Here is an 18,849-nt window from a genome sequence, read left to right as displayed (position 1 = left end):
ACCTCGTGTACTCCGGGGCGACGTGTTCCCCGGCTAACGTGCGGCGGCCGGGATCATCGGTGGGTTCCGAGCATGGTGATGGAGGACGGGACAGTGGGACGACTCTTCGGTACGGACGGCGTACGCGGGGTGGCGAACGAGGGCCTGACGGCGGAGCTGGCGCTCGGCCTGTCGGTCGCGGCCGCCCATGTGCTCGGCGAGGCCGGCGCCTTCGACGGGCACCGGCCGGTCGCGGTGGTCGGCCGTGACCCGCGTGCCTCGGGCGAGTTCCTGGAGGCCGCGGTCATCGCCGGTCTGGCCAGCTCCGGTGTCGACGTCCTGCGGGTCGGTGTCCTGCCCACCCCGGCCGTGGCCTACCTCACCGGCGCGCTCGGCGCCGACTTCGGCGTGATGCTGTCCGCCAGCCACAACGCCATGCCGGACAACGGCATCAAGTTCCTCGCCCGCGGCGGCCACAAGCTGGACGACCGGATCGAGGACGCGATCGAGGCGCACTACCGCAAGCACACCGTCGGCGGCGAGGACTGGAACCGTCCCACCGGCGCGGCCGTCGGCCGGGTGCGCGAGTACACCGAGGGCTTCGACAAGTACGTCGCCCACCTGATCGGCGTGCTGCCCAACCGCCTGGACGGCATCAAGGTCGTCATCGACGGCGCCCACGGCGCCGCCGCGTACGTCGCCCCCGAGGCCTTCGCCCGGGCCGGCGCCGAGGTCGTCCACACCCTGGGGGCCGAGCCCACCGGCCTCAACATCAACGACGGCGTCGGCTCCACCCACCTGGACCGGCTGCGCGCCGCGATGAAGGAGCACCGCGCCGACCTCGGCATCGCCCTGGACGGCGACGCCGACCGCTGCCTGGCCGCCGACGCCGAGGGCCAGGAGGTGGACGGCGACCAGATCATCGCCATCCTCGCCGTCGCCATGAAGGAGGCCGGCACCCTGCGCCGCAACACCGCGGTGGCCACCGTGATGTCCAACCTCGGCTTCAAGCTGGCGATGGAGCGCGAGGGCATCGACCTGGTGGAGACCGCCGTCGGCGACCGCTACGTGCTGGAGGCGATGAAGGAGCAGGGCTTCGCGCTGGGCGGCGAGCAGTCCGGCCACGTCATTCTGCTGGACCACGCCACCACCGGCGACGGCACCCTGACCGGCCTGATGCTGGGCGCCCGACTGGCCGCCACCAAGCAGCCGCTGGCCGACCTGGCCGCCGTGATGACCCGGCTGCCGCAGGTGCTGATCAACGTCAAGGGCGTCGACAAGAGCCGGGTGAAGACCAGCGTCGAGCTGGCCGAGGCGGTCGCCGCGGCCGAGGCCGAGCTGGGCTCCACCGGCCGGGTGCTGCTGCGCCCGTCCGGCACCGAGCCGCTGGTCCGGGTCATGGTCGAGGCCGCCGACCCGGCGCAGGCCGAGACGGTCGGGCAGCGGCTGGCCGAGGCGGTGCGCACCCACCTGGGCTGACGGCCCCCCTGATAGGCACGCGCAGGCCCCCACTGGAGACAGTGGGGGCCTGCGGGGCGTTTCCAGGGCTCCGGGGGGCCTCCGGGGGCCTTCCCGGGCTTCGCGGGGGCTTGCTAGAGCTTGCGCAGCAGCGCCCGGCGGACCTTGTGGTCCGGGCCCTTCTGCAGGATCAGGGTGGCCCGGCCGCGGGTCGGCAGCACGTTCTCCAGCAGGTTGGGCTTGTTGATGGTGCGCCAGACCTGGCGGCCGTACTCCATCGCCTCCGCCTCCGGCACCTCGGTGAAGCGGCGGAAGTAGGAGTTCGGGTCCTGGAAGGCGGTCTGCCGCAGCTTGCGGAAGCGGTCCAGGTACCAGTGCTCGATGTCGTCGGTACGGGCGTCGACGTAGATCGAGAAGTCGAAGTAGTCGGCGACCGCGAGGCGGGTGCGGCCGTCGGTGCCGGGCAGGGCCGGCTGGAGCACGTTCAGGCCCTCGACGATCAGGATGTCCGGGCGCTCCACGGTCAGCCGCTGGTCCGGCACGATGTCGTACACCAGGTGGGAGTACACCGGCGCCGTGACCCGCTCCCTGCCCGCCTTCACGTCCGCGACGAAGCGCATCAGCGCCCGGCGGTCGTACGACTCGGGGAAGCCCTTGCGGGCCATCAGGCCGCGGCGGCGCAGCTCGGCGTTGGGCAGCAGGAAGCCGTCGGTGGTGACCAGTTCGACCCGGGGGTGCTCGGGCCAGCGGGCCAGCAGGGCCTGCAGCAGACGGGCCGTGGTGGACTTGCCGACCGCGACCGAGCCCGCCACGCCGATGATGAACGGGGTGCGGGTGCGCTCGGTGTCCGGGGTGTCCAGGAACGTGCCCAGGGTGCCGCGCAGCTCGTGCGTGGCGTGGATGTACAGGTTGAGCAGCCGGGACAGCGGCAGGTAGACGTCGCGGACCTCGTCCAGGTCGAGCGCCGTGCCGAGGCCGCGCAGCTGCTCCACCTCCTCGGCGGTCAGCGGAAGCGGCGTACGCTCGCGCAGCGCGCTCCACTCGGCCCGGCTGAGGTCCACGTAAGGGGACGGCGACGGGCCGGGCGTGGCGGCGCCCCGCGTACAGAGTTCGGTCAGCACATGCTCCATTGTGAGCCGTGGCGGTCTTCACGGTGGCTGTGGTGTCGGTCACGCAGAGTTGGCCCGAGGCGGGAAAACGGCCACAGAACCGCCCTTATGCTGGCACGCATGTGCGGAATTGTTGGATACGTGGGCGCGCAGTCCGCCCTCGACGTAGTAATCGCGGGCCTGCAGCGACTGGAGTACCGGGGCTACGACTCGGCCGGTGTCGCGGTGCAGGCGCAGGACTCCCAGGGGCAGTGGGGTCTGGTCACGGACAAGCGGGCCGGGAAGCTCGCCAACCTCGAGAAGTCGCTCGCCGAATCCCCTCTGCCCGGCGGCACCACCGGCATCGGCCACACCCGCTGGGCCACCCACGGCGGCCCGACGGACGCCAACGCCCACCCCCACCTGGACGACGACAACCGGGTGGCCGTGGTCCACAACGGCATCATCGAGAACTTCGCCCAGCTGCGCGCCGAGATCGCCGAGCGCGGCCACACCCTCCGGTCCGAGACCGACACCGAGGTCGTCGCCCACCTGCTGGGCGAGGCGTACGAGGGAGACCTCGCCGAGGCCATGCGGGTGGTCTGCCGCCGCCTGGACGGTGCCTTCACCCTGGTCGCCGTGCACGCGGACGCGCCCGGCGTGGTCGTCGGCGCCCGCCGCAACTCGCCGCTGGTGGTCGGCCGCGGCGAGGGCGAGAACTTCCTGGCCTCGGACGTCGCCGCCTTCATCGCGCACACCCGCGAGGCGATCGAGCTGGGCCAGGACCAGGTCGTCGAGCTGCGCGAGGGCGGCGTGACGGTGACCAACTTCGACGGCACCCCGGCCGAGGTGCGCGAGTACCACGTCGACTGGGACGCCTCCGCCGCCGAGAAGGGTGGCTACGACTACTTCATGCTCAAGGAGATCGCCGAGCAGCCGAAGGCCGTCGCCGACACCCTGCTGGGCCGGATCGGCGCCGACGGCCGGCTGACCCTGGACGAGCTGCGCATCTCCGACGCGGACCTGCGCTCGGTCGACAAGGTCGTCATCGTCGCCTGCGGCACCGCGTTCCACGCGGGCATGATCGCGAAGTACGCGATCGAGCACTGGACCCGCATCCCCTGCGAGGTCGAGGTCGCCTCGGAGTTCCGCTACCGCGACCCGATCATGGGCCCGGGCACGCTGGTCATCGCCATCTCGCAGTCCGGCGAGACCATGGACACCCTGATGGCCCTGCGGCACGCCCGGGAGCAGGGCGCCAAGGTGCTGGCGATCTGCAACACCAACGGCTCCACCATCCCGCGCGAGTCGGACGCGGTGCTGTACACCCACGCCGGCCCGGAGGTCGCGGTCGCGTCCACCAAGGCGTTCCTGACCCAGCTGGTCGCCTGCTACCTGGTCGCCCTCTACCTGGGCCAGGTGCGCGGCACCAAGTGGGGCGACGAGATCGTCACCATCATCCGCGAACTCGGCGACGCGCCGAAGCAGGTCGAGCAGGTCCTGGAGACCATGGAGCCGGTGCGCGAGCTGGCCCGCTCGCTGGCCGACGCCCGCTCGGTGCTGTTCCTCGGCCGCCACGTCGGCTTCCCGGTGGCCCTGGAGGGCGCGCTCAAGCTCAAGGAGCTCGCCTACATGCACGCCGAGGGCTTCGCGGCGGGCGAGCTCAAGCACGGCCCGATCGCGCTGATCGAGGAGGGGCTGCCGGTCGTGGTGGTCGTGCCCTCGCCGCGCGGGCGGTCGATCCTGCACGACAAGATCGTCTCCAACATCCAGGAGATCCGGGCCCGCGGCGCCCGCACCATCGTGATCGCCGAGGAGGGCGACGAGGCGGTCGTGCCGTACGCGGACCACCTGATCCGCATCCCGGTGACCCCGACCCTGCTGCAGCCGCTGGTCTCCACCGTGCCGCTCCAGGTCTTCGCCTGCGAGCTGGCCACGGCCAAGGGCCACGAGGTCGACCAGCCGCGCAACCTGGCGAAGTCGGTCACCGTCGAGTAGTCGCCGGGCCTCTCACGGCGCCCCTGCGGTGGCTGCGTCCTACCGCAGGGGCGCCGTGTCGAGCGTGAAGGAGAACGGGGCGGGGAGGTCGACGGGCTTGCCGAAGTCGGTCTGGGCAAGCGTCCTGTAGTCACCGTTCTCAGGTTCGGTGAACAGCGTGACCTTGCCTTCACTGCGGTCGATCAGCAGGTAGCAGGGGATGCCCGCAGCGGCGTAGCCCTTGCGCTTGGGCTCGCGGTCCTTGTGCGGGTTGGTCGAGGTGATCTCGAACACGAGCAGGACTCCTTCTGCTGGCGCCCAGGAGTCCAGGTGATCGAAGTGGTCCTCCGGGACCACGGTGCCGTCGGGGATGAATCGGCCTTTGGGGGTGATCAGGCCCTTGTTGCCCGCGATGTCCAATTCGATCGCGGCGTTCCGAAAGAATTGCTTGGCGAGCTTCGAGAACGCGCCCTCGTGCGGTCCGTCCGGCGGTGGCGTCACAACGATCTCCCCTTCGATGAGCTCGGCCTTGAATCCGGGCGGCGTGTCCAGCTCCAGGAACGCCTGGAGGACGCTGTCCTGGTCCAGCGGGTGCTCGACTGCTGGCATGGCAACCATGGCCCTTCTCCCTCCTGTGGGTCCGTGCCGACCCACAAGGTAGGCGTACGGGCCGACACCGGCGGGGAATCGAAGTGGGTGTCACTCGAAAGTGTGCCGCAGGCCCGGCCCCCGTGGGGCGGTGACGCGGGCTAGCGTCGGCGGGTAGCCCGCGCCTGCCGAAGGAGTTCTCCCCATGCGTCATGCACACCCTGTGGAAACCGTCCGGGCCGCCGAGGCCGCGCTGATGGCCCGGCTGCCGGAGGGCACGCTGATGCAGCGGGCGGCCGCCGGGCTGGCCGCGACCTGCGCCCGGCTGCTGACGCGGCGTCGGGGGCGGGTGTACGGCAGCCGGGTGACGGTGCTGGCGGGCAGTGGGGACAACGGGGGTGACGCCCTGTACGCCGGGGCGGCGCTGGCGCGGCGCGGGGCGCGGGTGACGGCGGTGCTGCTGGCGCCGCAGAAGGCGCATCAGGGCGGGTTGGCCGCGCTGCGGGCCGCGGGCGGACGGGTGACGGCGGAGCGGGAAGTCGGCCTGGCCGACTTCTCACGCGCGGACCTGGTGCTGGACGGGATCGTCGGCATCGGTGGCCGGGGCGGGCTGCGCCCCGAGGCGGAGCCGTACGCGCGGGCCGAGCGACGCGGCCCGGTGGTGGCGGTGGACCTGCCCAGCGGGGTCGAGGCGGACACCGGCGAGGTGCCGGGGGCGGCGCTGCGCGCGGACGTCACGGTCTGCTTCGGCACGTACAAGCCGGGGCTGCTGGTCGACCCGGGGGCCTCGTACGCGGGCGCGGTGCAGCTGGTGGACATCGGGCTGGAGCTGCCGGAGCCGGAGGTGACGGTCCTGCAGCACGCGGACGTGGCGGCGCTGCTGCCGCTGCCGGGCGCGGAGAGCGACAAGTACCGGCGTGGCGTGGTCGGGGTGGCGGCCGGCTCGGCGACGTACCCGGGGGCGGCGCTGCTGGCGGTCGCCGGGGCGCTGCGGGGCGGCGCGGGCGCCGTCCGGTACGTCGGTACGGCGGCCGAGGAGGTGGTGCGGCGCTTCCCGGAGGCGCTGGTCACCGAGGGCGGGCCGGCCGGGGCCGGACGGGTGCAGGCCTGGGTGGTCGGGCCGGGCGGCGGCGAGGGGGCGCGGCAGGCGCTGACCGAGGCGCTGGTGGCCGACGTCCCGGTGCTGGTGGACGCGGACGGGCTGACCGAGCTGGGCCGGCTCGGCCCGCGGGCGCTGGCCGGCCGCACCGCGCCGACCCTGCTCACCCCGCACACCGGCGAGGCCGCCCGGCTGCTCGCGGGCGCCGAGGGCACCGCGCCGCCAGCCGCCGAGGAACTGGCCGCCGCCCGGCTGACCACCGCCCGGCGGCTGGCGGCCGCCTACCGGGCCACCGTGCTGCTGAAGGGCTCCACCACGGTGGTGGCCGACCCGGGCGGGGCCGTCCGGGTGAACCCGACCGGCACCTCCTGGCTCGCCACCGCGGGCAGCGGGGACGTGCTGGCCGGTCTGGCCGGCTCGCTGCTGGCCTCGGGCCTGTCGCCGCTGGACGCCGCCTCGGTGGCCGCCTACCTGCACGGCCTGGCGGGCCGCGAGGCGGCGGGCACCCCGGGCGCGCCGGTGACGGCGACGGGCGTCGCCGGGGCGCTCCCGGCGGTCTGGCGGGCGGTGCGGCAGGAATAGTCGAACGGAACCGAACCATCCGTTCCGGGCGTCCCAGACACGGCGGACCAGTCGTCCGCCGCAGGTCGGCGGGGTGCCCGGCGCCCCGGTACCGACCGCCGCGCCGATGGGCCGTTCGGCGAGGACTCCGGGACGTCTGGGAGACTGACCCTGATGACAACTGCGAACACGATCGGCACAGCCACCCTCACCGACGGCGTACGGGCTGAGGCGACCATCGATCTCGCCGCCCTGCGCGGCAACCTCGCCGCGCTGCGCGAGCGCGTCGGCGGCTCCGCCGTGATGCTCGCGGTCAAGGCCGACGCCTACGGCCACGGCGCGGTCGAGTGCGCCCGGGAGGCGGTCGCGAACGGGGTCGGCTGGCTCGGCTGCGCGATGCCCGAGGAGGCGCTGGCGCTGCGGGCCGCGGGCATCCGCCCGGAGCGGGCCCGCATCCTGTGCTGGCTGTGGACGCCCGGCGGGCCGTGGCGCGAGGCGCTGCGCGCGGACCTGGACATCTCGGTCAGCGGCCAGTGGGCGCTGGAGGAACTGCTGCCGGCCGTCCGGGAGACCGGCATCCCGGCGCGGGTCCACCTGAAGGCCGACACCGGCCTGGGCCGCAACGGCTGCCAGCCGCACGACTGGCCGCAGCTGGTGGCGAACGCCCGGCGCGCCGAGGCCGAGGGGCTGCTGAAGGTCGTCGGCGTCTGGTCGCACTTCGCCGCCGCCGACGAGCCCGGCCACCCGTCGATCCAGGGCCAGCTGGACTCCTACCGCGCCGCGCTGGCGCACGCCGAGGCCGCCGGGCTGCGCCCGGAGGTCCGGCACCTGGCGAACTCCCCGGCCGCCCTGCTGCTGCCCGAGACGCACTTCGACCTGGTGCGCACCGGCCTGGCCGCGTACGGGCTGTCGCCGGTGCCCGAGGTCGGCTCCCCGGCGGACTTCGGGCTGCGCCCGGTCATGGCGCTGACCGCCCGGCTGGCGCTGGTCAAGCACGTCCCCGGCGGGCACGGGGTCAGCTACGGCCACCACTACGTGACGCCCGGCCCGACCACGCTGGGGCTCGTCCCGGTCGGCTACGGCGACGGCATCCCGCGCCACGCCAGCGGCACCGGCCCGGTGCAGATCGGCGGCAAGTGGCGCACGGTGGCCGGCCGGGTCGCGATGGACCAGTTCGTGGTGGATCTGGGCGGCGACACCCCCGGGATCGGCGACGAGGTGCTGCTGTTCGGCAACGGCGAACGCGGTGAGCCGACCGCCGAGGACTGGGCCCGCGCCTGCGGCTCCATCTCGTACGAGGTCGTCACCCGGATCGGCGCCCGAGTGCCCCGCCGCTACCTGGGCGGCAGCCACCGCGAGGGCCTGCCGGCATGACCGGCACGCCGGCCGAGAGCAACCCGGTCGCGGCGGTGGCCAAGGCGGCCGGCGCGGCGTCCGGGGTGAGCCGGGCCGGTGTGATCGGGATCTCCGTCGGTGTGCTGGCGGCCGGCGCGGCCGCGGGCGTCGCGATCGAGCGGCTGACGGTCGGCCGGGCGATGCGCCGCCGGGCCCGGGCCGAGCTGGACGCGACCGCCCCGTACGGCTCGCTGCGCGGGCTCCCGCTGACGGTGGCCGCGCCGGACGGCACGGAGCTGTACGTGGAACTGGAGGGCCCCCGCGAGCGGGCGGGTGACGGCTGGGCGGAGCCGGACGGCCACCGCCCCGAGCGCCCCGGAGGCGAGCGGGCGGGTCACGGCGGCGCCGAGCCGTTGACCGTGGTGTTCTGCCACGGCTACTGCCTCAACCAGGACAGCTGGCACTTCCAGCGCGCCGCGCTGCGCGAGGGCATGCGGCTGGTCTTCTGGGACCAGCGAAGCCACGGTCGCTCCGAGCGCTCCCGCTCGTACCTGGCCGGTGACCCGGCGAGCATCGATCAGCTGGGCGGCGACCTCCAGGCGGTGCTGGACGCCGTCGCGCCGACCGGGCCGCTGGTGCTGGTGGGCCATTCGATGGGCGGCATGACGGTGATGGCGCTGGCCGAGCAGCACCCGGAGCTGTTCCGGGAGCGCGTCGCCGGGGTCGCGCTGGTCGGCACCCTGGCGGGGGACTGGGACGAGGTGAGCCTCGGGCTGCCGAGGGCCGGGGCGAAGCTGTTCAAGAAGGTCGCGCCCGGGGTGATGCGGCTGCTGGGCCGTCAGGTGGACCTGGTGGAGGCGACCAGGCGGGTCGGCTCGGACGTGGCCGCCGTCTTCTACCGGAGGTTCTCCTTCGGCGGCCGGGACGTCGACCCCGGTGTGGTGCGCTTCGCCGAGCAGCTGCTGGACGCCACCCCGATCGACGTGGTCGCCGAGTTCTACCCGGCGTTCGACGCGCACGAGAAGTACGCGGCGCTGGACGCCCTGCGCGGTCTGCCCGCCCTGGTGCTGGCCGGGACGAAGGACCTGCTGACGCCCGCTTCGCACAGCGAGGAGATGGCCGAGCGGCTGCCCGGTGCCGAGCTGGTGCTGGTCGAGGGCGCCGGGCACCTGGTGTTGCTGGAGCGCCCCGAGCTGGTCGACCACGAGCTGGCGCGGCTGCTGCGCCGTGCCGCCGACTTCGCCGGCGCCGCGCCGCTGCCGGAGGCCGTCCTGGAGCTCGCCAGCGAGCGTCCCCGGGAGCCGGAGCCGAACCCGGTCGTCGACCCCGCCTGACTCCCGCCCGGCCCCCCGCCCGCCACATCGGGGTGCGGCGGTGTGGCACGGTAGCGGTGGCGGCCGGTGGTCGGCGCGCCGCTACGGACCGAAGGGCAAGACACGCGCATGGGCTCGCACGCCACTCTCACCATCCCCACTCCGGAGCGGATGGGCCGGCTCGGCCGGGAGCTGGCCGCGCTGCTGCGGCCGGGTGACCTGGTGCTGCTCTCCGGCGAACTGGGGGCGGGGAAGACCACGCTGACCCGGGGCCTGGGGGAGGGGCTGCAGGTCCGCGGGGCGGTGACCTCGCCGACCTTCGTGATCGCCCGGGTGCACCCCTCGCTGGTCGGCGGCCCGGCCCTGGTGCACGTGGACGCGTACCGGCTGGGCGGGAACCTGGACGAGATGGAGGACCTCGACCTGGACGTCTCGCTGCCGGAGTCGGTGATCGTGGTCGAGTGGGGCGAGGGCAAGGTCGAGCGGCTGTCCGAGGACCGGCTGGAGGTGCGGATCGAACGGGCGATCGGCGACACCGCCGGGGAGGACCACGACCCGCGCCGGGTGGTGCTGACCGGCATCGGAGCCCGCTGGTCGGGTGTGGAGCTGACGGAGCTCGGGTAGGCGTTCCCCGTTTTACCGACAGCCTGTCGGCATGGTGTTGCGGGCGGGGTGCCGGGCGTGGTGGGATGGGTGCTGAGGTTAGGTCTGCCTAACTAGGGAGGCGCCATGTCGAGCACCACCCCCGCCCCGGAGCGCGCCGCGCGCGACACCGGGGCCGGAGAGTCCGCCCGCCGCGCTCCGGGAGCGCCGATGCGGGCGCTGCTGGCCGCCTGCGCGGCCGCCGAGGCGGTGTCCACCCCGCCCGAACCGCGGCCGGAGCAGGCCGAGGAGCCCGAGGCGGAGACACCCCGGGCCGCCTAGGGGCCTGTCTCAGGCGACCACGACCACCTTGGTGCCGTTGGGCGCGAAGTCCCAGAGCAGCTGCCCGTCGGCGCGGCCGCTGCGGATGCCGCCGGTCTTGGTCTTCGGGTCGGCGGTCGGCGTCGAGCCGTCCATCGCCGAGCTGAAGCCGAACACCACGCCGTTCTGCTGCGCGAAGCGCACCACGTGCTCGATCTGCCGGCCGTCCGTCCCGGTGCCGACCGGGGTGCGGCTGTACACCGAGTAGCTGCCCGGGGTCGGCTCGACCGTGCCCGGGGAGACCTGGAAGGTGGCCGCGACCTGCGGGTTCTTCTTCGGGTCGATCAGCCAGACGTAGTGGCTGCTCACCGAGTAGACCACCCGCGTGCCGCTGCCCGAGCTGGTCGGCAGCGGCGGGACGGTCGGGGTGGCCGAGGCGCTCGGCGTCGCCGAGGCGACCGGGCCGGTGGACGTCGCGGCGGTGGTGGTGGTGGGACGGGCTCCGCCCGCGCGGTCCTGCGCGCCGCTGGCCTGGAAGGCCAGCAGGCTCACCACCGCCAGGGCCCCCAGGGTCAACCCCGTGACCACCACTCCAGGACCCATCTTCGCCACGTGCCGCTCCCGCCGCCGTCCTCTGTACGTACCGCCCTAATCGTGCCAGGTCCCCTCGGCCGGTCGGGAGCGCCCAGCACGTGTGTTCCGGATGGGGACACCAGCTCGATCGGTCGGCCGGTCCGACGGCGGTCTAACCTTGACCCCGTGCTGCTGCTCGCGTTCGACACCGCTACCCCCGCCGTCACCGCCGCCGTCCACGACGGCACGGCCGTCCTCGCCGAGACCCACCAGGTCGACGCCCGACGGCACGGCGAACTGCTTCTGCCCGCGATCGACCAGGTCCTGCGGGCGGCCGGGGTGGACAAGCACCGGCTCACCGGCATCGCGGTCGGCGTCGGCCCAGGCCCGTACACCGGCCTGCGGGTCGGTCTGGTGACCGCCGCCGCGCTCGGCCACGCCCTCGGGCTGCCGGTGCACGGCGTCTGCACCCTGGACGCGATCGCCTTCCAGGCCCGCGCCGAGGGCCTGGCCGGGCAGCCGTTCACGGTGGCCACCGACGCGCGCCGCAAGGAGGTCTACTGGGCCTCCTACGACGCCGAGGGCCGCCGCACCGAGGGCCCCGGCGTGGACCGCCCGGCCGAGCTGACGCCCGAGGCCCGGTCGGTGGGCGCCGGCGCACTGCTCTACCCCGACGCCTTCCCGGGCGCCCACAGCCCCGAGCACGTCTCGGCCGGTTCCCTGGCCGGCTTCGCCGCCGCCGAGCTGGCCGCCGGCCGCGAGCTGCTGCCGAACCTCCCGCTGTACCTGCGCCGCCCGGACGCCCAGGTCCCCGCCGGCTACAAGGCGGTGCTCCCGGCGTGAACCACGGCACCACCCTGCGCCCGATGCGCTGGTGGGACATCGAGCCGGTGATGGAGCTGGAGCTCAAGCTCTTCCCCGAGGACGCCTGGTCCCACGGGATGTACTGGTCCGAACTCGCCGAGGCCCACCCCGGCGGCACCCGCCACTACACCGTCGCCACCGCCGGGGACGGCGCCATCGTCGGCTACGCCGGGCTGATGGTCGTCGCCGGCGAGGGCGACGTCCAGACCATCGCCGTCGACGAGCGCCACCAGGGCGCCGGCCTCGGCGCGGCGCTGCTCACCGACCTGATCGGCGAGGCCGCCCGGCGCGGCTGCGCCGAACTGCTGCTGGAGGTGCGGGTGGACAACCTGCGCGCCCAGCGGCTGTACGAGCGCTACGGCTTCGAACCGGTGGGCATCCGGCGCGGCTACTACCAGCCCGCCAACGTCGACGCGCTGGTGATGCGCCTCGACCACCCCAGCACTGACAGCACTGACCCGAAGGACATTGAGGACACCCGCCATGGCTGACGAACCGCTCGTCCTCGGCATCGAGACCTCCTGCGACGAGACCGGCGTCGGCATCGTGCGCGGCACCACGCTGCTGGCCGACGCGGTCGCCTCCAGCGTCAACGACCACGCCCGCTTCGGCGGCGTCGTCCCGGAGATCGCCAGCCGCGCCCACCTGGAGGCGATGGTCCCGACCATCCAGCGCGCGTTGGACACCGCCGGGATCAAGGCGAGCGACCTGGACGGCATCGCCGTCACCGCCGGCCCCGGCCTGGCCGGCGCGCTGCTGGTCGGCGTCAGCGCCGCCAAGGCGTACGCCTGGGCGCTGGACAAGCCGCTGTACGGGGTCAACCACCTCGCCTCGCACATCTGCGTCGACCAGCTGGAGCACGGCCGGCTGCCCTCGCCGACGATGGCCCTGCTGGTCTCCGGCGGGCACTCCTCGCTGCTGCTCAGCGAGGACATCACCACGGACGTCCGCCCGCTCGGCGCGACCATCGACGACGCGGCCGGCGAGGCCTTCGACAAGGTCGCCCGGGTGCTCGGCCTGGGCTTCCCGGGCGGGCCGATCGTCGACCGGACGGCCCGCGAGGGCGACCGCAAGGCGATCAACTTCCCGCGCGGCCTGAGCGGCAGGAACGACCCCGAGTACGACTTCTCCTTCTCCGGCCTGAAGACCGCCGTCGCCCGCTGGGTGGAGGCCAAGCGCCGGGCGGGCGAGGAGGTGCCGATCGCCGACGTCGCGGCCTCCTTCCAGGAGGCGGTCACCGACGTGCTCACCCGCAAGGCCGTCAAGGCGTGCAAGGACAGCGGCGTCGACCACCTGATGATCGGCGGCGGCGTCGCGGCCAACTCCCGGCTGCGCGAGATGGCACAGCAGCGCTGCGACCGCGCCGGGATCCGGCTGCGGGTGCCGCGGCCGGGCCTGTGCACCGACAACGGCGCGATGGTGGCGGCGCTGGGCTCCGAGATGGTGTGGCGGGGCCGCACGCCCTCCGCCCTCGACCTGTCCGCCGACTCCTCGCTGCCGGTGACCGACGTCCACGTGCCCACTGCGGACATCGGGCACGGGGATGTCCACGGCCAGGCCTACGACGCCCTCGGTGGGGGTGCCGCGTGACCGTCGCCGCGATGTGGGAGGCCAGGGCGGCGGACGGCCGCGGGGTCGAACTCGCCGCCTGGGTGCGGGAGTTCGCGCTGCCTGCGGTCCGCGGCGCGGCCGGGCTGGAGCGCCTCGAACTGCTTTCCGCTTCGGGTGAGCGGGTACTGCTGATCACCTGGTGGAGCGGCGAGCCGACCCCGGTCGCCGACCCGCCGGCCGAGCTGCTCGGCCGCCCGGTGCACCGCTGGTCCTTCACCAGCGACCACGTCGAGTAGGCGGTGGTCGGGAACCGCCACCCCGGCCGTTACCGTGCATAGCCGAGAGAAAGCTGGACGGGACCGGGAGCGCGGTGCGGTGAACAGGGACGGGCGAAGCAGGACCAGGACGTACGCGGCGGGGGCGCTGGCCCTGCTGGCCTTCGCCACGGCGTGCGGCGACAACGGGGGCGGCGGCAGCGCCGCCCCGGCCGCGACGAAGAACGCCTCGGCCGCGCCCCAGCCGTCCGGCGGTGCCGCACCGGCGGCCGCGGCCACCACCTCCGGCGCGGCCCCGGCCGAGGGTGATGCCGCGGCCTGGGCGAAGTGGAACCTCAAGCCGCTCGCCCCGGCCCCCGCACCGCCCACGGACAAGCCGATCAAGCTCGAACGCACCGGCACCGTACCGGTGTTCAGCGACGTGAAGACGAGCGACAAGGTCGTCTTCATCACCATCGACGACGGTGCCGAGAAGGACCCGAAGTTCGTCGAGATGCTGACCGACCTCAAGGTGCCGATCACGATGTTCCTGACCAAGGACATCGTCAAGAACGACTACGGCTACTTCAAGCCGCTCCAGGCGCTCGGCAACCACATCCAGAACCACACCGTCACCCACCCGGTGATGAGCAAGCTCCCGGCGGACAAGCAGAAGTCCGAGATCTGCGACGACCAGGCCACGCTCACCCAGCAGTACGGCACCGCCCCGCTGCTGTTCCGCCCGCCGTTCGGCGACGGCGCCAACACCCCGATGCTCAACACCTCGGTGCAGCAGTGCGGTCCGCGCGCGATCGTGCTCTGGCGCGAGTCGATGCAGATCCACGACATGCAGTACCAGGCCGCCGACAAGAAGCTGAAGCCCGGCGACATCATCCTGGCGCACTTCCGCGGCCCCAAGGAGCTCAAGGGCGCCACGATGACCCAGATGTTCGGCGAGCTGCTGGCCCGGATCCAGGAGCAGGGCTTCTCGGTGGCCCGGCTGGACGACTACATCCAGCCGCCCGCTTCCTAGGACGCCCCTCAGGGCGCCTGGACGGGCCGGCCCAGCATCATCAGCGGGCCGTGGTCGGTGCGGCTGAGGATCACCGTGACGGTGTTCGGCCCGGAGGGCTTGAGCTGACGGCGCAACTCCTCCGGGGTGATCGCCATCCCGCGCTTCTTGATCACCACCGTGCCGACCTGACGCTCGCGCAGCAGCGCCTTCAGCTTCTTGATGTGGAACGGCAGCACGTCGGTGAGCTCGAAGGCGTGCGCGTACGGGGTGGCGACCAGCTCGTCCGAGGTCAGGTAGGCGATCTTCGGGTCGATCAGCCGGCCGCGGACCTGCTCGGCCACCTCGGCCACCAGGTGCGCCCGGATCACCGCGCCGTCCGGCTCGTACAGGTACCGCCCGACCGGGCCGGCCGGCGGGTCGGGCAGGTCACCGCCGGTCAGGCTGGCGCCCTGCGGCAGCAGGGTGGCGCGGTGCGGGCGGGCGGACTCGGTGCCGAACCAGAGCACCGCCTCCTTGACGTCCCCGTGGTCGGAGACCCACTCCGCCTCGGCGTCCGCCGGGACGGCCTCGTGCGGGATACCCGGCGCCACCTTCAGCGCGCCGATCGGGGTCCGCCGTCCGGCCTCGATCGCCCAGGACAGTGGCGGGGTGTACGCCTCGGGGTCGAACACCCGGCCGCGCGAGGTGCGGCGGGCCGGGTCGGTGAACACCGCGTCGTAGCCGGTGACGTCCACCTCGGCGACGTCCGCGCAGCGCACCTCGACCAGCTCGGACAGCCCCAGCGCGGCGGCGTTGGCCGCGGTCGCGGCGCAGGCCGCCGGGTCCTTGTCGACGGCCAGCACCTCGATCCCGGCCCGGGCCAGCGCCAGCACGTCCCCGCCGATGCCGCAGCACAGGTCGGCGAGCCGCCGCACCCCCAGCCCGGCGAACCGGCGCGCCCGCCACTCGGCCACACTGCGTCGGGTGGACTGCTCGACCCCGTTGGGCGTGAAGTACATCAGGTCCGCGTCCGCCCCGAACTTCGCCCGCGCCCGCTGCCGCAACCGCGCCTGCCCGAACGCCGCCGACACCAGCTCCGCCGGATGCTCCCGCCGCAGCCGGGTGGCGAGCGCCAACTCCTCCTCGGGCGTGAACTCGCGCAACTCGGCGAGCAGGGCCTGACCCTCGGGGGTCAGCAGGGGCTGGAGGTTCTCGGTGTCCACGGGGCCATTCTCGCCGGTCAGTCGAGCAGCCACAGTGCCAGACCGAGGGTGAGTGGCGTGGCCAGGAGGACGACCGGCGTGATCCGGTACCCGCGCCGCCGGGCGCGCCGGGCCGCCCACCCGGCCGCCAGGAGCGGGATCGAGAACCAGACGGCCTCGACGATGCTGCCGGTGGTTGCCGAGTGCGGGGCGCTGTCCCACATGAGGACGATGACCACCGCGGTCTCGACCACCATCCCGACCGGCACCGCCACCGCCGCGAGCAGCGCGGAGGCCACGTCTCGCCCCCGGGTCGGCCCGGTCACCGGAGGGCGCCCGAGCAGAACAGCGCCGGCAGGACGAGCGGTGCCAGCCCGGCGATGACCGGGAGGAACCGGTACCCCTTCTGCCAGGTGCGGAAGGCCACCGTGCCGGGGACCCCGAGGACGAGCGCGGTGTCGACGAACAGAGCGACGGTCAGGACCAGCTCCTGGGCGTGTCCTGGCACGTTCAGGACGAGTGCGATCGTGAGCGAGACGGCGACGAGCGGAAGAACCGCCAGCAGGGGCAGGAGCAGCAGGGCCGGAACCAGATCGTCCGACAGCGCCGGGCCGATGCGCTTGGGCTTCTGAGGCATGGCCCGAGTGTCGGTCGCGGGGGAGGCGTCGCACATGAGTACGGCTACTCATCCGTAGCACGGTACTTCAGGGCGCGCCGTTGGCACTCTGGTTGACTGAGTGCTAACACCGGCCTATGGTCGTCCTTGGCACTCCCCACTGGGGGAGTGCTAACGCGACGACGCGTGTCTGACCCCCGCGACGGCAGACTCGCAGGTTCGCCCCTACCCGTTAGAAAACCCCGTAATCTCCGAAGGGGAGCTCGGACGTGACCACCAGCAGCAAGGTTGCCATCAAGCCGCTTGAGGACCGCATCGTGGTCCAGCCGCTCGACGCCGAGACCACCACGGCCTCCGGCCTGGTTATCCCGGACACCGCCAAGGAGAAGCCCCAGGAGGGCGTCGTCCTGGCCGTCGGCCCGGGCCGCTTTGAGGACGGCCAGCGTCTGCCGCTCGACGTCGCCGTCGGTGACATCGTCCTGTACTCGAAGTACGGCGGCACCGAGGTGAAGTACCAGGGCGAGGAGTACCTGGTGCTCTCCGCTCGCGACGTTCTCGCGATCATCGAGAAGTAAGACGTCCCGACCCGCCCCGGATCCGTGTCCCAAGTGACAGGGGCCCGGGGCGTGGTTGTTGGTTCACGTAGTTCGGCGGCCGCTGGGCCGGCCGCAGCCCCGAGGGAATAGGGAACATGGCGAAGATCCTGCAGTTCGACGAGGACGCCCGCCGCTCGCTGGAGCGCGGTGTCAACAAGCTGGCCGACACCGTCAAGGTGACCATCGGCCCCAAGGGCCGCAACGTCGTCATCGACAAGAAGTTCGGCGCCCCGACCATCACCAACGACGGTGTCACCATCGCCCGTGAGGTCGAGCTGGACGACCCGTACGAGAACCTTGGCGCGCAGCTCGTCAAGGAGGTCGCCACCAAGACCAACGACGTCGCGGGTGACGGCACCACCACCGCCACCGTGCTGGCTCAGGCCCTGGTCAACGAGGGTCTGCGCAACGTCGCCGCCGGTGCCGGCCCGGCCGCCCTGAAGAAGGGCATCGACAAGGCCGTCGCCGCCGTCTCCGAGCACCTGCTGTCGGTGGCCCGCGAGATCGAGGGCAAGGACGACGTCGCCGCCGTCGCGTCCCTCTCCGCCCAGGACACCCAGGTCGGCGAGCTGATCGCCGAGGCGATCGACAAGGTCGGCAAGGACGGTGTCATCACCGTCGAGGAGTCGAACACCTTCGGCGTGGAGCTGGACTTCACCGAGGGCATGCAGTTCGACAAGGGCTACCTGTCGCCGTACTTCGTCACCGACGCGGAGCGGCAGGAGGCGGTCCTGGAGGACCCGTACATCCTGATCAACCAGGGCAAGATCTCCTCCATCCAGGAGCTGCTGCCGCTGCTGGAGAAGATCCTGCAGGGCGGTGCCTCCAGGCCGCTGCTGATCATCGCCGAGGACGTCGACGGCGAGGCGCTGTCGACCCTGGTCGTGAACAAGATCCGTGGCACCTTCAACGCCGTCGCCGTGAAGGCCCCGGGCTTCGGCGACCGCCGCAAGGCGATCCTCGGCGACCTGGCCGTCCTGACCGGTGGCCAGGTCATCTCCGAGGAGGTCGGCCTCAAGCTCGACCAGGTCGGCCTGGACGTGCTGGGCACCGCCCGCCGCGTGACCATCACCAAGGACGAGACCACGGTCGTCGACGGTGCCGGTGACGCCGAGGCCGTGGCCGGCCGCGTCGCCCAGATCAAGGGCGAGATCGCCGCGACCGACTCCGACTGGGACCGCGAGAAGCTGCAGGAGCGCCTGGCCAAGCTGGCCGGCGGCGTCTGCGTCATCAAGGTCGGCGCCGCCACCGAGGTGGAGCTGAAGGAGCGCAAGCACCGCCTGGAGGACGCCATCTCGGCGACCCGCGCCGCGGTCGAGGAGGGCATCGTCGCCGGTGGTGGCGCCTCCCTGGTCCACGCCGCCAAGGTGCTGAACGACGGCCTGGGCCTGTCGGGCGACGAGGCCACCGGTGTCGCCGTGGTCCGCAAGGCGCTGCACGAGCCGCTGCGCTGGATCGCCCAGAACGCCGGCCTGGAGGGCTACGTCATCACCCACAAGGTCGCCGAGCTGGAGACCGGTCACGGCTACAACGCGGCCACCGGCGAGTACGGCGACCTGCTGAAGGCCGGCGTCATCGACCCGGTCAAGGTCACCCGCTCCGCGCTGGAGAACGCCGCCTCGATCGCCTCCCTGCTCCTCACCACCGAGACCCTCGTGGTGGAGAAGAAGGAGGAGGAGGCCGAGAACGGTCACGGCCACTCGCACGGCCACGGCCACTCGCACTGAGGCTCCGACGCCTGACCGGAGGCCCGGTCCGCTCCCTCGGGGAGGCGGGCCGGGCCTCCGGCTGTAATGCTGTTATTCGCCCGCTCGCCTCCGGGGCGCTCTGATCCGGTGCCGACGGTCGGCGGGCACTGCGCCACCTCCTTCGTCGGCGGCTTGGCCCTTCTCCCTTTC

At 73.2% G+C, this 18,849-nt stretch carries 20 protein-coding genes; 14 read left to right on the top strand and 6 right to left on the bottom strand.

Annotated elements, in window-relative coordinates; genetic code table 11:
• Positions 1-93 precede the first annotated feature (93 nt).
• Positions 94-1,458, top strand: a complete 1,365-nt coding sequence (glmM, locus tag ACIRYZ_RS08865; protein ID WP_402941516.1) for a phosphoglucosamine mutase — start codon at positions 94-96, stop codon at positions 1,456-1,458.
• 113 nt (positions 1,459-1,571) lie between these two features.
• Here the strand turns inward: glmM and coaA are convergent, their stop codons facing one another.
• Positions 1,572-2,567: a type I pantothenate kinase gene (coaA, locus tag ACIRYZ_RS08860; RefSeq protein ID WP_402941513.1), complete on the bottom strand. Its 996-nt coding sequence runs from the start codon at positions 2,565-2,567 to the stop codon at positions 1,572-1,574.
• A gap of 99 nt (positions 2,568-2,666) precedes the next feature.
• On the opposite strand from coaA, the gene glmS reads away from it, so the two are divergent.
• Positions 2,667-4,523, top strand: coding sequence for a glutamine--fructose-6-phosphate transaminase (isomerizing) (gene glmS / locus ACIRYZ_RS08855; RefSeq protein WP_402941511.1), 1,857 nt, complete (start codon positions 2,667-2,669; stop codon positions 4,521-4,523).
• Between the two features lie 39 nt (positions 4,524-4,562).
• Here glmS and ACIRYZ_RS08850 read toward each other — a convergent pair whose 3' ends face one another.
• Positions 4,563-5,120, bottom strand: a complete 558-nt coding sequence (locus tag ACIRYZ_RS08850; RefSeq protein ID WP_402941508.1) for a Uma2 family endonuclease — start codon at positions 5,118-5,120, stop codon at positions 4,563-4,565.
• Between the two features lie 175 nt (positions 5,121-5,295).
• On the opposite strand from ACIRYZ_RS08850, the gene ACIRYZ_RS08845 reads away from it, so the two are divergent.
• The 5 genes from ACIRYZ_RS08845 (at position 5,296) to ACIRYZ_RS08825 (ending at position 10,322) form a co-directional block, all read left to right on the top strand.
• Positions 5,296-6,771, top strand: coding sequence for an NAD(P)H-hydrate dehydratase (locus ACIRYZ_RS08845; RefSeq protein WP_402941506.1), 1,476 nt, complete (start codon positions 5,296-5,298; stop codon positions 6,769-6,771).
• A gap of 153 nt (positions 6,772-6,924) precedes the next feature.
• The gene (gene alr, locus ACIRYZ_RS08840) at positions 6,925-8,124 is read left to right on the top strand and encodes an alanine racemase (protein ID WP_402941503.1); all 1,200 of its coding nucleotides are present in this window, start codon (positions 6,925-6,927) and stop codon (positions 8,122-8,124) included.
• Positions 8,121-9,419, top strand: a complete 1,299-nt coding sequence (locus ACIRYZ_RS08835) for an alpha/beta fold hydrolase (RefSeq protein WP_402941500.1) — start codon at positions 8,121-8,123, stop codon at positions 9,417-9,419. The genes alr and ACIRYZ_RS08835 overlap by 4 nt, the downstream gene beginning before the upstream one ends.
• Before the next feature lie 108 nt (positions 9,420-9,527).
• Entirely contained in the window at positions 9,528-10,022 is a 495-nt protein-coding gene (gene tsaE, locus ACIRYZ_RS08830; protein WP_393025424.1) for a tRNA (adenosine(37)-N6)-threonylcarbamoyltransferase complex ATPase subunit type 1 TsaE, read from the top strand.
• A gap of 105 nt (positions 10,023-10,127) precedes the next feature.
• Entirely contained in the window at positions 10,128-10,322 is a 195-nt protein-coding gene (locus ACIRYZ_RS08825) for a hypothetical protein (RefSeq protein WP_380608238.1), read from the top strand.
• Between the two features lie 9 nt (positions 10,323-10,331).
• On the opposite strand, the gene ACIRYZ_RS08820 is transcribed toward ACIRYZ_RS08825, so the two are convergent.
• Positions 10,332-10,904: a hypothetical protein gene (locus tag ACIRYZ_RS08820; protein WP_402942078.1), complete on the bottom strand. Its 573-nt coding sequence runs from the start codon at positions 10,902-10,904 to the stop codon at positions 10,332-10,334.
• A gap of 156 nt (positions 10,905-11,060) precedes the next feature.
• Here ACIRYZ_RS08820 and tsaB point away from each other — a divergent pair, with 156 nt between their 5' ends.
• From tsaB to ACIRYZ_RS08795, 5 genes are all read left to right on the top strand, one after another.
• The gene (tsaB, locus tag ACIRYZ_RS08815) at positions 11,061-11,717 is read left to right on the top strand and encodes a tRNA (adenosine(37)-N6)-threonylcarbamoyltransferase complex dimerization subunit type 1 TsaB (protein ID WP_402941496.1); all 657 of its coding nucleotides are present in this window, start codon (positions 11,061-11,063) and stop codon (positions 11,715-11,717) included.
• A 23-nt stretch (positions 11,718-11,740) separates the two neighbouring features.
• Positions 11,741-12,229: a ribosomal protein S18-alanine N-acetyltransferase gene (rimI, locus tag ACIRYZ_RS08810; RefSeq protein ID WP_402942076.1), complete on the top strand. Its 489-nt coding sequence runs from the start codon at positions 11,741-11,743 to the stop codon at positions 12,227-12,229.
• Positions 12,222-13,328 carry a tRNA (adenosine(37)-N6)-threonylcarbamoyltransferase complex transferase subunit TsaD gene (gene tsaD / locus ACIRYZ_RS08805; protein WP_402941493.1) on the top strand — a complete coding sequence of 369 codons (1,107 nt, stop codon included), beginning with the start codon at positions 12,222-12,224 and terminating at the stop codon, positions 13,326-13,328. Before rimI ends, tsaD begins: the two co-directional genes overlap by 8 nt.
• Positions 13,325-13,585, top strand: a complete 261-nt coding sequence (locus ACIRYZ_RS08800; protein WP_402941490.1) for a hypothetical protein — start codon at positions 13,325-13,327, stop codon at positions 13,583-13,585. Before tsaD ends, ACIRYZ_RS08800 begins: the two co-directional genes overlap by 4 nt.
• 79 nt (positions 13,586-13,664) lie before the next feature.
• The gene (locus ACIRYZ_RS08795; protein ID WP_393025436.1) at positions 13,665-14,576 is read left to right on the top strand and encodes a polysaccharide deacetylase family protein; all 912 of its coding nucleotides are present in this window, start codon (positions 13,665-13,667) and stop codon (positions 14,574-14,576) included.
• Between the two features lie 8 nt (positions 14,577-14,584).
• Here ACIRYZ_RS08795 and ACIRYZ_RS08790 read toward each other — a convergent pair whose 3' ends face one another.
• The 3 genes from ACIRYZ_RS08790 to ACIRYZ_RS08780 are packed head-to-tail and all read right to left on the bottom strand — an operon-like array spanning position 14,585 to position 16,376.
• Positions 14,585-15,781, bottom strand: coding sequence for an SAM-dependent methyltransferase (locus ACIRYZ_RS08790; RefSeq protein WP_402942074.1), 1,197 nt, complete (start codon positions 15,779-15,781; stop codon positions 14,585-14,587).
• Complete coding sequence (locus ACIRYZ_RS08785) at positions 15,778-16,038, bottom strand: hypothetical protein (protein ID WP_402941486.1); 261 nt, start codon at positions 16,036-16,038, stop codon at positions 15,778-15,780. The genes ACIRYZ_RS08790 and ACIRYZ_RS08785 overlap by 4 nt, the downstream gene beginning before the upstream one ends.
• Before the next feature lie 23 nt (positions 16,039-16,061).
• Entirely contained in the window at positions 16,062-16,376 is a 315-nt protein-coding gene (locus ACIRYZ_RS08780) for a hypothetical protein (protein ID WP_402941484.1), read from the bottom strand.
• A gap of 248 nt (positions 16,377-16,624) precedes the next feature.
• Between ACIRYZ_RS08780 and groES the strand changes: the two genes are divergently transcribed.
• Entirely contained in the window at positions 16,625-16,930 is a 306-nt protein-coding gene (groES, locus tag ACIRYZ_RS08775; protein ID WP_014136232.1) for a co-chaperone GroES, read from the top strand.
• A gap of 116 nt (positions 16,931-17,046) precedes the next feature.
• On the top strand, positions 17,047-18,678 hold the full coding sequence (gene groL / locus ACIRYZ_RS08770) for a chaperonin GroEL (RefSeq protein ID WP_402941481.1): 1,632 nt from the start codon (positions 17,047-17,049) through the stop codon (positions 18,676-18,678).
• The last annotated feature ends 171 nt before the right edge of the window (positions 18,679-18,849 follow it).

Origin of the sequence: Kitasatospora sp. NPDC101155 (assembly GCF_044768305.1) — a bacterium.
Lineage (GTDB): Bacteria > Actinomycetota > Actinomycetes > Streptomycetales > Streptomycetaceae > Kitasatospora.
Note: the sequence above shows the minus strand (reverse complement) of the source record. Positions and strands in the feature narration are given on the sequence as shown.